24 protein-coding genes are annotated in these 19,190 nt (G+C 62.3%); 10 read left to right on the top strand and 14 right to left on the bottom strand.

Annotated features, from left to right (window positions below; genetic code table 11):
• The first annotated feature begins 41 nt into the window (after nt 1-41).
• The 3 genes from F4Y38_10230 to F4Y38_10240 are packed head-to-tail and all read left to right on the top strand — an operon-like array spanning nt 42 to nt 1,521.
• The gene (locus tag F4Y38_10230; GenBank protein MXY49650.1) at nt 42-275 is read left to right on the top strand and encodes an AbrB family transcriptional regulator; all 234 of its coding nucleotides are present in this window, start codon (nt 42-44) and stop codon (nt 273-275) included.
• Complete coding sequence (locus F4Y38_10235) at nt 272-679, top strand: type II toxin-antitoxin system VapC family toxin (protein MXY49651.1); 408 nt, start codon at nt 272-274, stop codon at nt 677-679. Before F4Y38_10230 ends, F4Y38_10235 begins: the two co-directional genes overlap by 4 nt.
• Nucleotides 664-1,521, top strand: coding sequence for a hypothetical protein (locus F4Y38_10240; protein ID MXY49652.1), 858 nt, complete (start codon nt 664-666; stop codon nt 1,519-1,521). The genes F4Y38_10235 and F4Y38_10240 overlap by 16 nt, the downstream gene beginning before the upstream one ends.
• A 79-nt stretch (nt 1,522-1,600) precedes the next feature.
• Here F4Y38_10240 and F4Y38_10245 read toward each other — a convergent pair whose 3' ends face one another.
• Together F4Y38_10245 and F4Y38_10250 are read right to left on the bottom strand one after the other, a co-directional pair.
• A complete protein-coding gene (locus tag F4Y38_10245; protein ID MXY49653.1) occupies nt 1,601-2,257 on the bottom strand; it encodes an Ig-like domain-containing protein in 657 nt (218 codons plus the stop codon).
• A 188-nt stretch (nt 2,258-2,445) separates the two neighbouring features.
• Nucleotides 2,446-2,934 (bottom strand): GNAT family N-acetyltransferase, encoded by a 489-nt coding sequence (locus tag F4Y38_10250; GenBank protein ID MXY49654.1) that lies wholly within the window; start codon nt 2,932-2,934, stop codon nt 2,446-2,448.
• Nucleotides 2,935-3,022: 88 nt separating this feature from the next.
• Between F4Y38_10250 and F4Y38_10255 the strand changes: the two genes are divergently transcribed.
• Nucleotides 3,023-3,349, top strand: a complete 327-nt coding sequence (locus F4Y38_10255) for a TfoX/Sxy family protein (protein ID MXY49655.1) — start codon at nt 3,023-3,025, stop codon at nt 3,347-3,349.
• 72 nt (nt 3,350-3,421) lie between these two features.
• Here F4Y38_10255 and dnaE read toward each other — a convergent pair whose 3' ends face one another.
• From dnaE to F4Y38_10290, 7 genes are all read right to left on the bottom strand, one after another.
• On the bottom strand, nt 3,422-6,826 hold the full coding sequence (dnaE, locus tag F4Y38_10260; GenBank protein ID MXY49656.1) for a DNA polymerase III subunit alpha: 3,405 nt from the start codon (nt 6,824-6,826) through the stop codon (nt 3,422-3,424).
• On the bottom strand, nt 6,826-8,325 hold the full coding sequence (locus tag F4Y38_10265) for a DNA polymerase Y family protein (protein ID MXY49657.1): 1,500 nt from the start codon (nt 8,323-8,325) through the stop codon (nt 6,826-6,828). Before F4Y38_10265 ends, dnaE begins: the two co-directional genes overlap by 1 nt.
• Nucleotides 8,270-8,920 (bottom strand): recombinase A, encoded by a 651-nt coding sequence (locus F4Y38_10270; protein ID MXY49658.1) that lies wholly within the window; start codon nt 8,918-8,920, stop codon nt 8,270-8,272. The genes F4Y38_10265 and F4Y38_10270 overlap by 56 nt, the downstream gene beginning before the upstream one ends.
• Before the next feature lie 77 nt (nt 8,921-8,997).
• Entirely contained in the window at nt 8,998-9,612 is a 615-nt protein-coding gene (gene lexA / locus F4Y38_10275; protein ID MXY49659.1) for a repressor LexA, read from the bottom strand.
• Between the two features lie 227 nt (nt 9,613-9,839).
• Nucleotides 9,840-10,055, bottom strand: coding sequence for a type II toxin-antitoxin system HicB family antitoxin (locus F4Y38_10280; protein ID MXY49660.1), 216 nt, complete (start codon nt 10,053-10,055; stop codon nt 9,840-9,842).
• Nucleotides 10,052-10,243 carry a type II toxin-antitoxin system HicB family antitoxin gene (locus F4Y38_10285; GenBank protein ID MXY49661.1) on the bottom strand — a complete coding sequence of 64 codons (192 nt, stop codon included), beginning with the start codon at nt 10,241-10,243 and terminating at the stop codon, nt 10,052-10,054. Before F4Y38_10285 ends, F4Y38_10280 begins: the two co-directional genes overlap by 4 nt.
• A gap of 136 nt (nt 10,244-10,379) precedes the next feature.
• Nucleotides 10,380-10,853, bottom strand: coding sequence for an OsmC family peroxiredoxin (locus F4Y38_10290; protein ID MXY49662.1), 474 nt, complete (start codon nt 10,851-10,853; stop codon nt 10,380-10,382).
• Between the two features lie 127 nt (nt 10,854-10,980).
• On the opposite strand from F4Y38_10290, the gene F4Y38_10295 reads away from it, so the two are divergent.
• The 5 genes from F4Y38_10295 to F4Y38_10315 all read left to right on the top strand — a co-directional run bounded on the left by F4Y38_10295 (nt 10,981) and on the right by F4Y38_10315 (nt 14,671).
• Nucleotides 10,981-11,793, top strand: coding sequence for a class I SAM-dependent methyltransferase (locus tag F4Y38_10295; protein MXY49663.1), 813 nt, complete (start codon nt 10,981-10,983; stop codon nt 11,791-11,793).
• Between the two features lie 33 nt (nt 11,794-11,826).
• On the top strand, nt 11,827-13,134 hold the full coding sequence (locus tag F4Y38_10300; GenBank protein ID MXY49664.1) for an MFS transporter: 1,308 nt from the start codon (nt 11,827-11,829) through the stop codon (nt 13,132-13,134).
• 112 nt (nt 13,135-13,246) lie between these two features.
• Nucleotides 13,247-13,921 (top strand): winged helix-turn-helix transcriptional regulator, encoded by a 675-nt coding sequence (locus tag F4Y38_10305; protein ID MXY49665.1) that lies wholly within the window; start codon nt 13,247-13,249, stop codon nt 13,919-13,921.
• A gap of 37 nt (nt 13,922-13,958) precedes the next feature.
• Nucleotides 13,959-14,279, top strand: a complete 321-nt coding sequence (locus tag F4Y38_10310) for a helix-turn-helix transcriptional regulator (GenBank protein ID MXY49666.1) — start codon at nt 13,959-13,961, stop codon at nt 14,277-14,279.
• Complete coding sequence (locus tag F4Y38_10315) at nt 14,276-14,671, top strand: VOC family protein (GenBank protein MXY49667.1); 396 nt, start codon at nt 14,276-14,278, stop codon at nt 14,669-14,671. The genes F4Y38_10310 and F4Y38_10315 overlap by 4 nt, the downstream gene beginning before the upstream one ends.
• Before the next feature lie 3 nt (nt 14,672-14,674).
• Here F4Y38_10315 and F4Y38_10320 read toward each other — a convergent pair whose 3' ends face one another.
• From F4Y38_10320 to F4Y38_10340, 5 genes are all read right to left on the bottom strand, one after another.
• Nucleotides 14,675-14,887 carry a hypothetical protein gene (locus F4Y38_10320; GenBank protein ID MXY49668.1) on the bottom strand — a complete coding sequence of 71 codons (213 nt, stop codon included), beginning with the start codon at nt 14,885-14,887 and terminating at the stop codon, nt 14,675-14,677.
• A 65-nt stretch (nt 14,888-14,952) separates the two neighbouring features.
• Nucleotides 14,953-15,579 carry a hypothetical protein gene (locus F4Y38_10325; protein ID MXY49669.1) on the bottom strand — a complete coding sequence of 209 codons (627 nt, stop codon included), beginning with the start codon at nt 15,577-15,579 and terminating at the stop codon, nt 14,953-14,955.
• A 26-nt stretch (nt 15,580-15,605) separates the two neighbouring features.
• Nucleotides 15,606-17,012: a cytochrome C gene (locus F4Y38_10330; GenBank protein MXY49670.1), complete on the bottom strand. Its 1,407-nt coding sequence runs from the start codon at nt 17,010-17,012 to the stop codon at nt 15,606-15,608.
• Between the two features lie 18 nt (nt 17,013-17,030).
• Nucleotides 17,031-17,432, bottom strand: a complete 402-nt coding sequence (locus F4Y38_10335; GenBank protein MXY49671.1) for a hypothetical protein — start codon at nt 17,430-17,432, stop codon at nt 17,031-17,033.
• 31 nt (nt 17,433-17,463) lie between these two features.
• Nucleotides 17,464-18,078 carry an isoprenylcysteine carboxylmethyltransferase family protein gene (locus F4Y38_10340; protein MXY49672.1) on the bottom strand — a complete coding sequence of 205 codons (615 nt, stop codon included), beginning with the start codon at nt 18,076-18,078 and terminating at the stop codon, nt 17,464-17,466.
• Nucleotides 18,079-18,225: 147 nt separating this feature from the next.
• Between F4Y38_10340 and F4Y38_10345 the strand changes: the two genes are divergently transcribed.
• Nucleotides 18,226-19,190, top strand: a 965-nt coding sequence (locus tag F4Y38_10345; GenBank protein MXY49673.1) for a M48 family metalloprotease, incomplete at its 3' end; no start/stop codon positions are given.

Here is a 19,190-nt window from a genome sequence, read left to right on the forward strand (position 1 = left end):
GTAATGCATATGATAAAACACAATGCAGGAGGTGAATGATCATGATCGAATCCAGTGTCACGAGCAGAGGGCAGACAACGCTCCCCAAGGTAGTTCGGGAATCGCTCGGGTTATCTGCCGGGGACAAAGTTCGCTACGTGATCTGCGACCAGGAAGTACGCATTCTGCCCGTGAGACCGATCGGCAGGTTGTTTGGCATGCTCAAGTACCAGGGACCTGTCGTTACCATCGACGAGATGGAGCAGGCCGTTGCCCGTGGAGCCAGTGAAGAATGATCGCGTTGGACACCAACGTCCTTGTTCGGTTCCTGGTGCGCGACGACGAAGCACAGGCCGCGTCCGCCCGGAATTTAGTGTCATCGTTCACGGTCGATAAACCCGGTTTTGTCTGCCGGGAAGTCATCCTCGAACTCGTCTGGGTCCTGGAACGGGCTTACGGCTTTTCACGTGAGCAGATTGCCGATGTGATGGAGCACCTGGTTTCAACGGACGTTCTGGTAGTTGAAACTGGCGCCGATGTCGCGCGGACTGCGTTCAGTTACGGGACGGGCAGCCCGGGATTCTCGGACCTTATGATACTGGCTGCCGCCGAACGATCGAACGCCTTGCCTTTGCACACTTTCGATCGGAAGGCCGCACGGCAGGAAGGAGTTACCTTAGTATCATGTTCAAAAGCGTAAAACACGATGTATGGGCCTTCGACGCGGAATGGGTGCCCGACCCCGATGCGGGGCGCCTGCTGTACGATCTGCCGGCCGATCTGCCCGTCCGCGACGTCATCCGTGAGATGTGGCGCATGAACGGGGCCACCGAAGAAACGCCGCGGCCCTTTCTCAAGTACGCCATGTCCCGCCTGGTCTCCATCGCCATGGTGACCCGGACCCAGGACCCCCAGGGAAACGTTACCCTCGATCTGCGCGTACAACCCCGGGACCCCAACAACCCCGACGACTGCGACGAAGCCACGATCCTGTCTCGGTTCCTGGAAAGCGTGGGCCGCCGCCTGCCCCAACTCGTCGGGTTCAATTCCACCGGATCGGACCTGCCGGTCATGATTCAGCGGGGGATCATCAAAGGCATCACCGCGGCCGGGTTCTGCAAGCGGCCGGACAAGCCCTGGGAAGGTTACGATTACTTCTCGCGGGCCAGCGAGTGGAACGTGGACCTGATGTCGGCCGTTGGAGAGTGGGGCAAGGCGCGCCCGTCCCTGAAGGAGATGGCGGTGCTGTCCGGCATACCGGGCAAGATGGGCGGTTTCGACGGCGACAGCGTCGCCGAGGCCTGGCTCGACGGCGGCATCCGGCGCATCGCGCAGTACAACCAGCACGACGCCGTGACGACCTACCTCGTCTGGCTGCGCATCGCCCATTTCGCCGGGTTCTTCGGCGACGACCAGTACCGGGAAGAACAGGACCTGTTGCGGTCCATGCTCGAAGAAAAGGCGAAACTGCCGGAGAACGGGCACCTGGCCGAATACGTCCAGGAGTGGGACCGGCTGAAGGGGATGGTGGGGGAAGGGTGAACCACCTCCCAGGATGATCGTACCCACCGGGTATTTACAACGTGGCGGAACTTGATCAGCGCGTCGCGGTCTGACGACGTTACTGGTGCAGATAGTGGTGGTGGCTCCGACGGCTTTGTAAATCGATGTCCACGTATATCGTCGCGTCTGCCGACGAGTTCCCCGAGGAGGCCGTAACTCGCGCCGTGCCGGTCGACACCGCCGTCACCAGGCCGGTGGCGTCCACCGTGACGATTTCCGGGTGGTTGCTCGACCAAACCACCGCCGCGCCCGGGATGATCCTGTTGTTCGAGTCGTAGACCACCGCCGTGAACTGGACCGTCTCGCCCGGATGCGTCAGCGTGATGGGGGATGGCAGGATCTCGATGCTGTCCACCGTCTGCTCCACCGAGACCGTCGCGATTGCCCTGGCGTCACCCGACGTGACGAAGATTTGCGTCGTACCGTTCCCCACGGCCGTCACCACGCCCCGGTCGCTGACTCTGGCGACGTTATTGTCCGCGCTTCGCCAATGCACCGTGGCGTTGGTGAGCACCCCGCCGTCCTGGTCCAGAACCGTGGTGTCGATGCGTACATGGTCGCTGACGGCGGTGAACACGATCCGGTCCGGCGACAGCGTGATCGTGGTGGGGTCCTGCGCCGGCGGACCGGACGGATTCGTCAAGCAGGCCGACAGGCAGGCCATGGACAGGGCTGCGAAAACGGGCAGGAATCGAAACCCGGGAGCGTATCTCATCAAACTGTAGTCCCGATAGGATGGTTCAACATCGATGTGGCGCAGAGGTCGTTATTGATACCATGCGATCACGAACAATGCCGGTAAATTGACGACTCCTGTATACGTTTCGAGCAATAATGTCACAAGTTGAACCTTTTTCTTTCATAGTCAACATCAGTTATGACTTTCTGTTGCTTCATCAAACTTCATATGAACATCTCCAGGCACCACGTCTTGAAACCGTGATTCCGGTAGAACATGAGCACGCGGTCCAGGTCCATGGTGGCCGAGTGTACGCGGAACCGCCGGATGCCGTTTTGCCCGGCAATCTCCTTCATGCGTTTAACTAACTTGCCGCCGACTCCGACGCTCCGGTAGGGTTTTCTGACGTACAAGTCGTGTATTTCCAGGTGTTGCTCCCCTTCTTCGAAAACACACAGGTCGCGGCTGACGTGTACCTCGCCGCTGCTGTACCCGATGATTTCGCCTGCCGCAACGGCCAAGAGCAAATAGGGACCGAGGGCTTCCCTTATTTCGTCCGGAGAACTGGGTCCGAAGCCGTATGTTACCCCTTCGGATTCCCAATCCAGGTCCAGCTGGTAAACGGCTTCCACGTCTTCGGGTTCGCATTCGCGTATGACCAGGTTGTTCATCTGTGCGTCTCTCCTTGAATCGCGTTGGCATCGCGTTTCCATGTTGAAGTAACCGATGTCGACCTATATTGAAGAATGGTAATGGTTTAACTGGAACGAAAGCGATTTTATTTTCAGGGGGCAGGTCAGGATGAGCAATAACGCGTTGGCCGGCCGGATTCGTCCCATGCTATCTCAGCTTCCCGGATACTCCGAGAAGAACATGTTCGGCGGCGTGTGCTTCATGATCAACGGCAACATGTGCGTGGGGACCTGGAAGGGATCGCTCATCGTGCGGCTCGAGCGGGAGAATCACGAGGAGACGCTGGCCGAACCGCACACCAGACCCGCCGACATCGCGGGACGGACCATGAGGGGATGGGCCCTGGTGGAGCCGGCGGGCATTGCGAGCGAGGATGACCTGGCGACCTGGGTGGCCCGCGCCGCCGATTACGCGGCTTCCCTGCCGGCGAAGTGAATCGACCGAAGTGGATGTTGGCAGATTGGAATTGCAGCTGATTGCAGGTATGGCGTCGGCTGATTGCAACTCTCATCGAAAATCCCGGCTCCGCAGCCGCAGCGTCCGGTCCTCCAGCTTCGGGTCCCAGACCGCCTCGACCACGAGATGGACCACCCCCTCGCCCACCTGCAGGTTGCCGGTCACGCCCATGCAGTGCAGCGTCCTGGCCAGCAGGGCGTTGCGCTCGAACACCTTTTCCCAGATGACCAGGTTCACGAAGCCGGTCTCGTCCTCCAGCGTCATGAAGGTGACGCCCTGGGCGGTCCCGGGGCGCTGGCGGCAGATGACCAGGCCCACGTAACGGACCGAGCGGCCGTCCGGCATGCCGTTGAGTTCCTGGGCGGTGGGCAGTCCCCGGGCGGCGAGTTCGGCGCGGCGCGGCTTGAGGAGGTGGCCCCGCACGCTGTGGCCGGCGGCCTGGTGGTCCCAGAGGATGGTCTCCAGGCTGTTCAGGGACTGGAAGCGGGGCGGGGCGCCGTGGTTCTTCAGCGGCAAGGGGGGCGGCCCGCCGGTTTCGGTCCCCAGGACCTGCCATAAAGCGCCGCGGCGGTCCGGGCCGAACGGGCCGAAGCACGCGAAGGCGCCCGCCTCGGCCAGGGACTCGAGCTTGTCCGCGCTCAGGCCGCTCCGCCGGGCGACGTCGGCGATATCGCGGAAGGGGGCCTGCTCCATGGCCGCTTCCAGCCGCCCGCCGTCCCCTTCCCCCAGTCCGCGGACGTAGCGCAGGCCCATGCGGACCGCGAAGGGAAGGCGGGGCTTGCGGCCGCCCGCGCCGCTCCTACCTCGATAGCCGGCCGTGCTGCCGCCCTCCCTCTCATTGCGGCCGTCCACCTCCTCCAGCGTGCAGTCCCAGCGGCTATGGCGCAGGCTCACCGGCCGCACCTCCACCCCGTGTATCCGGGCGTCGTTGACGATGGTGGAGGGCGAGTAGAACCCCATGGGCTGGGCGTTCAGCAGGGCGCAGGTGAACTCCGCCGGGTAGTGGCAGCGCAGGTAGGCGGTGGCGTAGGCGATGTGGGCGAAGCTGGCGGCGTGGCTCTCCGGGAAGCCGTACTCGCCGAAGCCGCGGATCTGCATGAAGACGTGCTCGGCGAATTCCTCCGCGATGCCTTTTTTGATCATGCGCGAGACCAGCCGTTCCCGGTGCCGCTCGATCCGTCCCGACCGCCGCCAGGCGGCCATGTCCCGCCGGAGTTGGTCGGCCTCGCCGGGGGTGTAGTCCGCCGCGACCATGGCCAGTTGCATCACCTGCTCCTGGAAGAGGGGCACGCCCAGGGTCTTCTCCAGGACGGGCACGAGGCTTTCGTGGGGATAGGTGACCTCCTCCTCGCCGTTGCGCCGCCGCAGGTAGGGGTGGACCATGCCGCCCGTGATGGGCCCGGGGCGGACGATGCTGATCTCGATCACCAGGTCGTAGTAGGTGCGGGGCTTCAGGCGCCCCAGCATGGCCATCTGGGCCCGGCTCTCGATCTGGAACACGCCCACCGTGTCGCTGCGGCAGATCAGGTCGAAGGTGGCGTCGTCCTCCCGGGGGAGCGTGGCCAGAGAGAGTTCCATCCGGCGGTGCCGCCGCAGGAGGTCGAAGCCGAGGTGCAGCAGGTTGAGGGCGCCCAGGCCCAGGAGGTCCACCTTGAACAGCCCCGCGTCCTCCACGTCCTCCTTGTCCCACTGGATCACCGTCCGCCCTTCCATGGTGGCGTTCTCGATGGGCACCAGGTCGTGGACGGGGTGGTGGCCCAGCAGGAAGCCCCCCGGATGGATGGAGAGGTGGCGGGGGAAGTCCTGGATCTCCTGTACCAGGGCGGCCAGGTGGCGCAGGGCCGGGTTCTCCGGGTCGAGGCCGGCCTGGCGGATGAAGTCCTCGTCCCAGTGCCCGTGGGACACCTGCCGGGCCAGGCGGTCCAGGCCGGTGGCCGGGATCTCGAGGACCTTGCCCACCTCCCGGATGGCGGACCGGTGGCGGTAGCGGACCACGTTGGCCACCATGGCGGCGTGGGTGCGCCCGTACTTCTTGTACACGTGCTGGATCACCTCCTCCCGGCGGTTGTGCTCGATGTCCAGGTCGATGTCCGGCGGCTCGGCCCTTTCCCGGGAGATGAACCGCTCGAAGAGGAGGTTCACCTGGGTGGGGTCCACGCCCGTGATGCCCAGGGCGAAGCAGACGGCGGAGTTGGCCGCCGACCCGCGGCCCTGGCAGAGGATGCGCTCGCGGCGGCAGTACTCCACGATCTCGTGCATGGTCAGGAAATACCCCTCGTACTCCAGCTCCCGGATCAGCGCGAGTTCCTTCTTCAGCTGGGGGACCTGCGTTTCGAACTTGCCGCCCAGGCGGCGGGCCGCGCCCTCGAAGGTGCGCTCCTCCAGGTACTGGATGGACGTCTTGCCCTTCGGCAGGCGCTCCAGCGGGTAGCGGTAGCGCAGTTCCCCGAGGGAGAAGGTGCAGCGGGCGGCCACCTCTCGGGTCCGTTCGAGGGACGCCGGGTCGTCGGCGAAGAGGCGGGCCATGTCCTCCGGCCCCTTGAGCGCGTGCTGGTCGTTCGGCCGGAGGAGCCGTCCGGCCGCGGGCAGGGTCACCCCCTCCCGGATGCAGGTCAGCACGTCCTGCAGGGGGCGCCGTCCAGGCGTATGGTAGAGGACCTCCACGGCGGCCACGGTGGGCAGGCCGAACCGGGCCGCCAGTTCCCGCAGGCGGATCTCCTTCAGGGTCTCCTCCGCCCGGCGATGCCGGGCCAGGACCACGTACAGGCGGTCTTCGAAGGCCGCGCGGAGCGGTTCGGGGAAGGGGGCGGCAGGGCCCGAGAGGTTCGAGCCGGACGCGCCGGCGGACGCGGCGTCGCGGCCAGCCGGACCGGCGTTCCCGGAGACAGCCGGCCCGATGCCAGCCGGACTGGCGTTCCCGGAGCCCGTCGTTCCCGACGCGCCGATCCACAGGGCGATCAGCCCCGGACTGTGGCGGCACACCTCCTCCCAGCTCACCCGGCAGTTCCCCTTGGCGCCGCGCAGGTGCCCGGCGGTCAGCAGCCGGCAGAGGTGGGCGTAGCCTTCCCGGTCCTGGACCAGCAGCACGATCTCCGAGCCGTCCCGGAGGCTGACCTGCGACCCCACGACCAGGTGGACGTCCAGTTCCCGGGCGCGGACGTGGGCCCGCACGATGCCGTACACCCCATTGCGGTCGGTAAGCGCCAAGGAGGAAAGGCCCAGGCGCCGGCAGGCCTCCACCAGTTCCTCGGGATGGCTGACCCCTTCCAGGAAGGAGTAATTGCTCTTGCACCAGAGGGGCGCGTAGGGGCTGGCGGCGGTACCAGCGCCGGCGCGGGGCGCGCAGGTGGGGTTCGAGGGCGCCGGGGCCGCCGCGGTGCGGGGTGCCGGCTCAGCGCGTTCCCGGGGCGCGGCGGTGGGGTTCGAGGCCGTCGGCTCCGCGCGTTCACGGGCCATCATTCCACCCGGCCCTGGACGTACCAGCGGCCGCTCCCGTGGTCGTAGTAGACCCAGAGGGTTTCGCCCCGCGCGGTGTCGACGAAACGGTAATCCCTCCGGACCTCCCGGACCCACCATCCGCCGCTGACCAGGTGTTCCGGGGGCGGGCCGGGCGGGCCGGGGCCCGAAGGCGCCTGCCAGTTCACGGGCTGGCCTTCCAGGAGCCGGGGACTGGCGTGGGCGCGGCGTACCAGGGCGCGTACGGCCACCGGCCGGGGGGTGGCCGCGGCGAGCTTGCCGAAGGGCTGCCACCCGAAACGGGCTTCCGGGAGATGCCCCGACGCCAGTTGCGCCGTGAGGACCGAACCGGGGCCGAACTCGGCCCGGACCCGCGCCAGGGCCCGCATGGCCGAGCCGGTGTCGCGGTCCGGATTCTCCTGCAGGAGGTTCAGCTTGTCGGCGGTGACGGGCACGCCCTCCACCTCGAGGGCCAGCTCCACCGGGGGGAAGGGGAAGGAAATCGTTTCCAGGCGCAGGCCCACCAGCTCCAGCAGGACCCTGGCGTCCAGCGTCGGTTCGGCCGCCTGGACCCGGCAGCGGTGGCGCGTGCCGTTCTCCTGCCGGAACGCCAGCCGGAGGGCGGCGGCCGCCTGGTATCTCTCGCCCGCGGCCTTCAGCAGGGGCGCCAATAGCTGGGACACCCGGAACTGGAGGCCCCGGGCGTCCGATTCGTTCGCGTCCAGTTCCATCCGGGCGCGGAGCGGTTCGGAAAGGCCCCGCGGCTGAAGCGGCAGGGACCGGTCTCCCGCCGCGAAGCGGTAGAGGGCCCGGGCCTGCTCGCCGAGATGCCGGGCGATCCGCTCCCCGGGAAGGGCCAGGAAATCCCCCACGGTATACACGGCCAGCTTGTCCAGCCGTTCCCGCAGCTTCGGCTCGAGTTGCAGATCGAGCAGCCGCACCTTTCGGCTTTCGGCATCCTCGGCCTCCATGGTGGGGAGCACGACCACCGCGTCCCTCGCTTTGGCGACGGCATAGGTGCCGAAGCGGCTAAAACCGACCGCGATGCTCGCTGGCAGTTCCAGCCCGGAGAGGGCGGCGTGCATCTGCCCGGCCCAGTCCTCCAGCGACGCGTAGAGCCGGTCCAGTCCCCCCGCGTCCACCCAGAAGATCCCCGGCTCCTCCGCGCTCGGCTCCACCCGGGGGCTGAAACGGTCCAGCGCGCCGTGGACCTGCCTGACCGCCGCCCCCACCTCCTCCTCCGAAACCGTCCCGGCGCACAGGCCGCGGTCCAGGGAGAGGGCCGCGGCGTACTTCATGCCCGGACGGATCCCGCCCTTGACGGCCGCGGCGTTGAGCCACAGGATGGGGCTCAGGGGCTTATCCTCTTCCACCACCGCCACCGGCCGTTCCCGCCACTGCGGATGGCTCCTCAGCAGGAGCCGGAGCGGCAACGCCCGGATGTTAATGCAGGCCGTCCGGCCCGCGGCAGATTTCGGTGTGGCGCCAGCCCGGTCCATGACATTTGTCCTTCAGGATTTCGACTTCGCATTGAAAACGGTCCACCGCCAGGCGGCGGCAGGAGGTCTGGCCCCTCAGGGTGACCATCGGCCCCAGCGAAGGCGCCTCGCGGGACTTGGCGGTCAGGCACAGGAGGGCGGCATGGTGGTCCCGCGCCTGCCGGGCCAGGCGCACCTGCAGGGGCACGGGGATCCTGGAATCGGCGTGCAGGTCCATCACCACCAGGCCGAAGCCGCCCGAACGCAGGACCCGATCCGCCGCCCGCGCCGCGGCCCGGGCGTCCGGTACGCGGATGACCACCAGGGCGTCCAGGTCCACGCCGCTCTCCGCCGCGTCCGGCGCGAAGAAGGTGTCCGGCGTCGCCGTGATCCAGGCCGCCGGCTCACCCTCGAGCTGGGCGTCCAGCACCAGCCGGAAGGCGGCCGTCAGCAGGGCGGCCCCGGGGACGGACGAGAGCTCGCAGAGGCGCCCGGCCAAATGCGACCGCGACCAGCGCGGCCGCTCCTCCCGCTTTCCGGCGGGCATCCGCGTGAAATAGGGTTCGAGATCCTGCAGATCCCGGTCCTGCAGATCCCGATCCTGCAGGGACGACATGACGATTCCTTCTGCTGTGCGATGTGCGATGTGTGCGATGTGTGCGATGTGTTACTCGACGCGCCGGGCTGGCCGTCCTATTCAACGGTCCGCCGTATCTCGATGACCTTGCCCAGCAGCGAAAAGGGCGCGCCGTCCTCCCGGGGGATGATCGGGTCGAAGGCCTCGTTCTCCGGATGCAGCTCGACGCGGCCGTCCCGCTCCCGGTACCGCTTGACCGTCGCCTCGTCGCCCACCAGGGCCACCACGATGTCCCCCGGACTGGCCGTCGGCTGCCGGCGCACGATCACCATGTCCCCCGGCAGGATGCCGGCATGAAGCATGCTCTCCCCCTCCACGGTCAGGGCGAAAAGCTCATCGTCGTCGAAACGCGTCTGCACCATGATGTATTCCGGCGGATCCTCCATGGCCTCGGTCAGCTCGCCCGCCTGTACGCGCCCCAGCATGGCGATCAACTGGGTGGGACTGGCCTTGCCGAACTCCGGCAGCCGGTAACCCCGGGACCTGCCGTCCACCTTGGCGAGCTTTCCCTCGAACACCAACTTCTCCAGGTGCTGGCGGGCGGACTGGACCGCACGGAACCCGAATGCGCGCTGCACGTCCCGGGTCGTGGGCGGGGTCCCGCTCAAGATCCGCTCCCGCACGAAATCGTAGATCTTCTCCCTGGTCTTCCCAGGCGATGTGTAGGCCATGATGGTCTCCTCGCGATCCGGGGATGAGGAAAACGGGGCGGCGCGTCAAAACGCACCGAATCGCGCCAAAATGAGCGCCTGAAAATCCATAAAACAGACATTTGTCTGTTATGTCAAGCAGTTTTTAGGAAATTGGAGGTTGGAACAGGTGAGCGCCATTCGTGGTGTAGTGGAGTGGGAAATTACAGAAGTGTGTCGGGAGCGGCTTATGGAATGGCAATCATGCGTTAATGGGCTATTTCAAGGTAAGTCGATTTCGCTGTGGGCTCGGGTATGGGATACCCTTCTTCTTTCATCCCGTCGAGATGAAACTCGATCGCTTCCTTCATGTTCGATTCTACTTCAGACCGTGTAGTACCAGTTGATACGCAACCTGTAAGGTCAGGTGAATACGCCGAGAATCCGGTTCCGGTCTTTTCTATAACGATAAGGTAACGGCTCATGATTCGCTTCCCCTGGCAGCCAGGGCCTCGCGCTTGTTGAATTCCAATGCTTCTGAAAGCGATTCGACGAGACTTTGCCGTAATTCCTGGTGGGTACGTTCCTGGCAATTGACACCAGGCACTTCCTCAATCCAGCCAATCCACCATTCGCCAGTGTGTTTCACTACTGCGGTGTATTCCAAGTTCATTTGTAACACTTAATATGAGTACATTCGTTGACACAATTAACGTTAATTGTGCCAATAAAATGATTGAATTTACATTTCTCAGGCTCGATACATCCAGCTCCACCTGTCTACCGTACACCTACTCAACTGCCACACACTAGCCAATGACCGTCTCCGCCTCGTGATCCACCGGGCAATTCACGGACCTGGCGATGAAGCACATGGCGTTGGCCCGTTCGTGCAGTCGCTCCGCGGTGGCCGCGTCGCTCTCCGCCGAAATCGTAACGCGGGGCCTGAGGGTCACGCGCGCGAACTGGCCCGAGCCGTCCTGATTCAGTTCCAGCACGCCTTCCGCGCGGTCTTCGTAGGCGGTCACCACGACCTTGCTCACCGTGCAGAGATGCAGATACCAGAGCATGTGGCAGGCCGAAAGAGAAGCCAGCAGCATGTCCTCCGGATTATGGCGCGCGGCGTCGCCAAGATAGCCGGGATCCGCGGAGCCCTTGATCACCGGCTTGCCCTCGCAGGCGATGTCGTAATCCCGCGTATAGGCCTTGTACGTGCTCGTGCCCTCGCCCTGGTTACCCGTCCATGTTACGCCGACCTCGTACGAATGTTGCCTGTTCATGATACCCCCGATCAGCTGCCGGATAAACCGGGCAGAACACTGAACGATGCGCCTGTACAATCTTAACTCATACCAACTAACATATCCCAATTAGGCGGCATGTTGATGATTTTGAAAGTATATTGATAACATGGAATCAAAAGACAGACAGGAAACCTGGACGCAGACCAACAGTCTCCTGCTTCTGGGTATCGTCGACCTGCTCGAAGAGAAAGGGTTGCTTGACAGGGATGGTTTCCTTGAGCGTCTGGCCACGTTCAAGGACGAATCCATCGATATCGGACTCTTCCGGAACACGGAAGACGAACTGCGGGGAGACGCGGGTTATCACTGCGGCGGGCAACAGGCCACGGTGCGCATGGCTGAGCGGATCGGCCTTTCATCGGGAGACCTGCTGCTGGACGCGGGGTGCGGCGCGGGCGGACCGGCCAGGCACCTGACGGAAGCATGGGGCTGTTCGGTGGTCGGACTGGACCGCGAATACGACCGGCTGCTCATAGCGACCGTCCGTACGCGATTGATGGGCCTGCTGGACAAGGTGCGTTTCAAGTACGGGGATGCGGCCGAAATGCCCTTCGAGGACCACAGCTTCGACGTGGTATGGAGCCAGGGGGCCTTGCCCTTCACCGGAGATGTGAAGAAGATCTTCCAGGAGTGTTACCGCGTGTTGCGTCCGGACGGCCGACTCGCGGTACAGACGTCTTTTTGCACCGCTCGACACACCGCCGAAGACGACCGGCGCCATCCCGATTTCCTGCCGATCGGACCGCGGAATTACCTGGAACCGACCCTGGACTGCCTGAAAGCCGTGGGTTTTGATCGGGTCGAATCCGAATGGGTCAAGGAATCGGTCGCCTTCTACAGCGAAAGATACCCGAAAGCGGCCGCCTGGTTCCGCGATCGAAAGTACGGTTCGTATATGGTGACGGCGAAGAAGTCCTAATCACCTTGATGCTGTAATTCAGTTCGGAAATCCATGCCGATACTCCAGACGATCTCCAGACAACTGTTAAAGATCACTAATCTTGAAATCTGGAAGCCGTTATTGAACCGCGACTTTAGAATGTTGTGGTTCAGTGAGACTTTGTCATTCCTCGGGGATCGCATTCATTTCATCGCCATCATCTGGTTGACTTATGAGGTTTTCGAATCAGGATTTGCGATGGCCACTGTCCTTGCTGTTTCCTCCATACCAAGATCGGTCTTCATGTTGGTAGGCGGGGCGATCAGCGATTGGTGGTCACCGAAGAAAATCGCACTGTACGCCAATTTAATACGGGCCGTTCTGCTGGTTATATTCATCTTTCTGATTAACACGGAAGTGGTTTCACTCGGCATGCTTTATGTATTCGCCGTAATCTTCGGATTCATTGGTGCCTTGTCATATCCGGCGTTTATGTCTCTTATCCCTTTGACTACAAACGGAAAGAACCTTGAGGCTGCCAATGGACTTATGCAGGGCTCTTCCCGGTTTTGTGGCATGGTGGGTCCGGCAATCGCAGGTCTGATCGTTGCAACATTCGGCGCATCAGTCGCCTTTAGTATTGACGCCGCAACCTTCGCCATCGGGGCGGCAGCCCTGTCCGTGATCCGAGTTAGGCGTCAAAAATCCGAATACACAAATCAGGAGGAAGTACGTACCGTCAGGGCAGTTTTTAGAGACATTCGCACAGGTATTCTGTTTGCATGGCGAGATCCTTTTTTGCGTGCAGTCTTGTTAGTGATTGTTGTGCTTAACTTCTCCATGAGCGGCCCCTTTATCATAGGACTAGCCACATTGTCTAACACCGTGTTTGACAGTGGCGCGTTGAATTTTGGAATCTTACTTGCGGCGTATAGTGGTTCCGGATTGGCAGGCATGTTCATCGCGGGATCTGTCAAAAGATTTAAAAGCCGCAGTATCATACTATTTGCCGTTCCTGCGATTGTCGGTTTGGGTATGATCTCGCTAGGTCTGAATCATCACGTGGTGTTTTTCCTGCTCGTCATTGCCATCATGGGTATGGTTATGGCCTATGGTAACGTAGTTGTCTTCGCATGGATTCAAAGGGTTGTTCCCTCTGACATCATCGGAAGGGTGATGAGTCTTATCATGGTTGCCTCGATTGGCTTGGAACCGGTTTCTTACGCGATTGCCGGCATGTTTGTTGATGAGTTCGTAGAGTTGGTTTTTGTAGTCTCCGGCGTAATGATCGCCTCTATTGCGGTTATTCTATTGGCCAATGGTACGATTATGAGTCTTTACAAAGCAGAACAGGAAATGACTGTAGACCCTACAGATTAAATCCACACTTGCACTGTGTATAGGATCTTGTAACAGGATACCAGTCCGAAGGAATCGATCGCCTTCTACAGCGAAAGATGTCCGACAAGGGCATGTATGAAGGAGCAACAACATGACCACCTGGCATGAAGTCACCTTTGCAATCGAGTCTCAGGGAGCTAAAGAACTCATCATCGAAGACAATCGCGCATATGTCATCCTCGATCCTCTACGCTGGCGTATCCTCGAGATCCTGGAAGCGGGGAAGTCGGTTACGGAGATTTCAGAAGCCCTTGATGTAACGGATGCCCGGGTGCTGTACCACATTCAAAGGCTGGAAGAGACGGGCGTCGTACGCCTGGAGGGTGATGGGGCGGAAGATACCCGGAAATGGCGGTGTCTGCCCACGGCGGGAGTGATCCGCGTCCGGGCGGAGCATGAGGGTCGGAATGGAGATGATTCATTCGGACCGGGTGACGACCGGGACACGGGGGACGGCCAGGGTACGGAGGGCAGTCCCGCCACGGGGGACAGCCAGCCAGGGGAGGCCATCCCGGCAGACGTGGCCGGCCAGTTCAACCAGGCATTCCGCGAAGCGGCCGAAGGGATGTACGGACCTTCCTTCCAGGTGTCGATCAACCACAACCGCGCACGGCTGTCGGAAGTCCAGGCCGCCGAATTCAACCACCGGCTGCTGGCCCTCATCGAGGAGTACTTCCCGCCCGGCAAAGGAGACCGGTCGGGCGTCAAGTACGGATTTTACGGCGTGTTCACGCCCATTGATCTGCACCCGTTTGGGGATCCGTGAATTAAGGAGTTGACATGCAAGTGAGCACTTGCCTATTATGAGTGATGTGGATGTTTACCGCGCAATCGCTGACCGAACCAGGCGGGTCATCCTGGATGAGCTCGTGGAACGGTCGGGGCAAACGCTCTTCGAACTCTGTGGGCGCCTGATTATGAAACACGGCATCCACTCCTCGCGCCAGGCGATCTCACAACACCTGGACATTTTGGAGGCCGCCGGACTCATTCGCACGAAGTTCGAGGGAAGGTCGAAGCTTCACTGGTTCGTAGGCGCCCCACTGAAGGCAATCGGGGAGAGGTGGCCCGTCTCAGCAGACGAGGACACTTCACAATCAATGAAGGAGGGCATCGAGAAATGAGAATCCACGCGACCAGCGTCATGGTAGACGACCAGCAGAAGGCGCTTCGCTTTTACACGGAAACGCTTGGCTTCCAGTTGAAGCATAACATTCCCCTTGGAGAATACGCCTGGATCACCATGGTATCCGAGGAAGATCCGGAGGGGACGGAATTGGTGCTCGAACCTGATGCCCATCCCGCGGCGCGTCCGTTCAAGAAGGCTCTTGTGGAGGACGGTATCCCCTATACCGCCTTCGCAGTCGACGAAGTTGAAGCCGAACACGAGCGTCTTCTGGCAAAAGGAGTGCGATTCGTGCAGCCGCCAACCGACCTCGGGACGGTCATTTGCGCGGTCTTCGACGATACATGCGGCAACTTGATCCAAATCGTAGAGGAGAAGCGAGAAGATTAAAGATCACCGGGAACCGCTGACGACGGACCACAGGAAAACCGCCATGCCCGCGAGGACGAGCACGGCCCCCAAATACAGGAACAGGGTCATCGAGACCGGGTGGATCCAGAACAGGGTCGCCAGTTCCACGACGAGGCCCGCCGCGATCAGCCCGCCCGCCATGTGAAGACGTCCGACCCTTCCATTTCGCTCGACGAACTCCCGCGAACCATTCATCTCGTCACCTCGAATCCGCGCCGGCGCGGATCATCTCACTCTTCCGCGTCCGGCCGCGATGCCGCTCACTCTCCCGCCTCAGGTTGCCATCGTCCGAACCGGTCCAGCTTGTCCACCTCGTGCACCAGGTTGTGGCAGGTTACGCATGACCTTGTGCCGTCGAGGAGTTCGCCCAGATAGGGGCGGTGGTCCGGATGCTCCTCGTACGTCCGCGCGCCCGCATGGCATTCGAGACAAGCCGTGTTCTCGAATGGCTCGTACAGCGCGACCGGCTCCGACCACGTCCCCCAGACGTTGTGCCAGACGTGCCGGACGCCCCGGATCTTGTCGTCAACGTCCCCGAACATCGTGTAGTCCGAATGGCACGCGTAGCAGGCGCGGTCCGCGGGGATCCGCCTGTTCTGGAAATGGGCGGCGGGCAGAAACCGCCCGTCGTCGATATACAGGCTCTCTTCGAAGGGTTTATTGACGTGGCAGGAAACGCAGAACTCGGTCGACTTGGCCTGCTCGTAATGCTGCACGGTGCCGCCGAGCAGCGCCACGCCGGGCAGCATGAAGAACGTGAAGAAGGCGAATAACATGCCGCCGGCCGAGGCGGTGAGGTCGGGCCGCCGCAGGATGACCGCGATCATGGCCAGCGTGACGGCCGCCAGGAAGATCAGGGTGATGGTGAATCCTGTCAGTCCGGCCACTCGGTTCGACTCCTGTCCCCGGCCGCTTACTCCAACGTCGCGCGTCGGCCAGCGTCTTCACGAAGTTCCCGGTCGAGCGCCCTGATCTCGGCCAGGTCCTGCACCATTTCGCTCCAGCCGTACCACAGCGCGTAATCCGGGTTGTTGTGGAAGGTGCCCTGGAACGCCCGCATGCGGTGTTCCAGGTGCATCCTGAAGAGCCGCTGCTCGATCCTCGAAGGCGCGTCGTGGAAGGCCAGCAGGTCGGGATAGTCGTATGCATAGTGTTCCGGGCGGACCAGTATCCCGTCCCGGTACAGCGCTCCGACGATACGGACGGCCTCGGCCAGGAGCCGGTCGGTCTCGCGGATCATCTCGTCGCCCTTTTCGAGTTCCGCACGCACGAGATTGCCCGAATGGCACTGCTCGCAAATCCCGGTCATGCGGTCGCGCTCCCGCTGCCAGTCCGCCTGGGTCAGCCGGGCCACGTCGGCCTGCCTGACCACTTCCAGGCGAGGGGTGGGGTTGCCCGCGGGGTCCAGCACGCCGAGCGCCTGGAGGATGGTGGTCCGGTCCTCCGCCCACCGCGGGTCTTCCGGCAGGGGCAGGCGGACGGCCAGGAACCCCCACGCGGTCCGCACGCCATGATCACCTTGGGGCATGTGGCAGGTCTGGCAGGTGGGCGCCTGGGCATGTTCCGGCAGCGTGCCGTTCTGCTTGAGCAGGTGTCGCACGCCGTGCTTGGAGGATGAGTACATCTCCCACTGGGGATGGTCGAACCCCATGTGGCACGTCCTGCACGCCTGGGGCTCCCGGGCTTCCTTCACCGAGAAGAGATGGCGGGTATGGCAGACGTCGCAGGACGACAGGCCGAACAGCCCGTCCTGCGCCTTGATCGTCTTGATTTCCTCCTCGGTCTTGAGGCCGATACGGTGGCATCCGCCGCAACCCTTCATGCCCTCGGTCAGGGCCATGGGCAGGAAGTGGGTCGTCGGCATGGCGTTCATGCTGGTCCAGGCGAGGGAGTGCTTGCCCCCCGCGAACTGCTCCACCTGGATGGGATGGCACGTGGCGCACACGTCCGGCGTGGCGACGCCGGCCAGGGCCACGTCCTCCTCCGTGCGGTGGTCGCCGCCGTGACACATGACGCAGTCCACGCCGTTCGTGCTGTGGGTGCTGAGTTCCCAGTCCGTGACGATGCCGGGGGTGGCGTCCTGGTGGCAGGTCACGCAGTCGGACGTGGCTGCGGGTTGATCGGTGGAAGGGCCGCAGGCTGTGAGCGACAGAATGAAGAGCGACAATATGAAGAGCGGAAGAATGATGCAAGACAAGGTGGTGCGAATGGCGGGGCGGAGAAGGATGACGCGGAATCCGGACTTAAAGAGGAAACTGGCCTTCGAGAGGAAGCATCTCCTGGAAGACAGAAGCGTCAGGCCACCGGATTTCCCATCCATCTTGTACCTCACGGAAGGTCATTGGCGGTTCTCGACGGCTTGCCGTCGCACCTCGTCATTCATCAGCACATCCGCGACGATCGCCACGATGTAGAACTTTCCTTCGAGCAGGTGTTCGTTGCTGTAAATGGGTTCCAGTTTTATCCACCTTCGGAGGTTCAGGTTCCCCCGGACCGTGTTGAAAATCACGTCGTAGAACTTCTGCGTATCGTCAAACACCCAGTCCTTCGTAAAGATGATCCAGAAACCGATCTCTTCGGGTATGCCGTCCCAGTCGTTCGCGACCGCCCAGTTGATCTCGATTTCCGGATCGCTGTCGTATTTGATGGATTTCGATTCCGTGCCCTTGACGATGCGGATATGCAGATCCATATCGTTGATCCGGCTGAGCACGCCGTTCACGTCCTCGATGATGGCCATTTACGCTCCCGGTAAGTTAGTTCCATCCAATTCACTGCCCCTCCCACGGCCGTATCCTCGGTATCCAGCGCGGTACGTTCGCCTTGTACAGCCGGTAGGGTTCACCGAACCGGCGCTCCAGGCCCGGTTCCTCGCAGAGCGGGAAGTAGATCGCGCACACCGCGAAGAACACGCACATCCAGCCCGCCAGGTGCCATGAGCCGAAGAGCAGGGCTTCGGCGCCGAGGATGAGCAGCATGCCCGAATTCATGGGATTGCGCACGTGGCAATAGGGGCCGAGGACGACCAGCTTCTCGGGCGGGGCCCACGGCGCCGGCGTGCCCTTCCCGATCCGGTCGAACAGCGACATGGTCCACGCGGCCAGGACCAGGCCGTCCAACGCCATCGCGATCCCGACCCAGAAGCGGAACTGGTTGGGCTCCACCGGCGACAGCGCGCCCGGTGTATCGGCCAATACCCACAAGATCACGGCCGGGACATAGATCGTAGCCGCCGCCGGAAGGAGGACGATGGCCTTCGCCGAGGTCCATTTCACAGTTGGCGCTCCCTGGCTCGATCCATGGTGTCCGCCATGTTCATGACGCCCGTTTTGCACGCTCGCCCGGCCGGACGCACGATGGTGTTTGATCGACGGCCCGGCACCCATGACAAAGGGGCTAAAAACGGCTCATGTCAAGCGATTGTGGCCGCGCGACCGGTCCGTCGTCCTGGCCTTCTGAAATAAACGACTTGCAAACGTTTGTCGTTTTTGACAATATACTTAACCCATTCTAAGTTATGTGAATTCGTTCCAATGTACATAGCCGGGAGGATACACGTGCAAAAAGCCGGACAAAACTATCCGTTGGGAAACGAGCGGACACCTGAAGACGGCCCTGACCAGGCGGACCAGGCCGTTGACGATACGATCCGGTTGAACTGGCGCGAGAAGCTGGTCGAAGGCGGCCTGATAATGGTCATGGCCATGGTCGGCACGATGATCGGTTTGTTGGTCGTCCTGACTTCTCTGATTGCAATGCGCAGTACCCTGGAGGAGCTGGCGCCTGGATTCACGGAGGCGGGATCGATCCCGTTCATCATCCTGGTCGTCGTGGCCGTGGCCATCGGCAATGCCTGTTCGTTCAGCTGCGCGCCCTACATCATACGTCTCCTATTTCGCGGCAACGAGCTGAAGGACGAGCGGATGGACCGCGCCGTGAAGCACTTGATATCCGTGACCGGGATGGACATCAGGGTCGAGAAGATCTACGCCATAAAAGGCAAGACGGTCAACGCCGTCGTGGCCGGCCTGTTCCGCAAGGCACAGTGCATCTTCTTTACCGACAAACTCCTGGAGCGAATGAGCGAAGGAGAGATCATGGCGGCCCTGGCGCATGAACTGGCCCATGGGCGGCACCGGCACGCGCCCTGGATGTTCCTGGTCCTCTTGCTCTGGACCCTCGCCGTCCAGATACTCCTGAGTTTGATCGACTACTACGCCTACTTCGACTCGCTCGAAGAATCCTGGAAAATGTGGGTGTTTTCCGGAATAAACTTAGTGAATATCTACCTGCTTATGTTCCTCGTCCTGTTCCCGCTTTCGAGGCGGAACGAATTTCAGGCGGACGGGACCGCAGCCCTGTGGGTGGGCATCGACCTGTACAAGCAGGCCCTTTACCGGCTGCATCAAATCAACGACCAGCTGAAACCGCCGCGAAAGTTCCTGGCGAAGCTGGGTACCCATCCGACGATGCAGGAGAGGCTGGAGCGGGTGGGGAG

The organism is Gemmatimonadota bacterium, assembly GCA_009838645.1.
In the GTDB taxonomy this organism is placed as follows: Bacteria; JAAXHH01; JAAXHH01; order JAAXHH01; family JAAXHH01; genus JAAXHH01.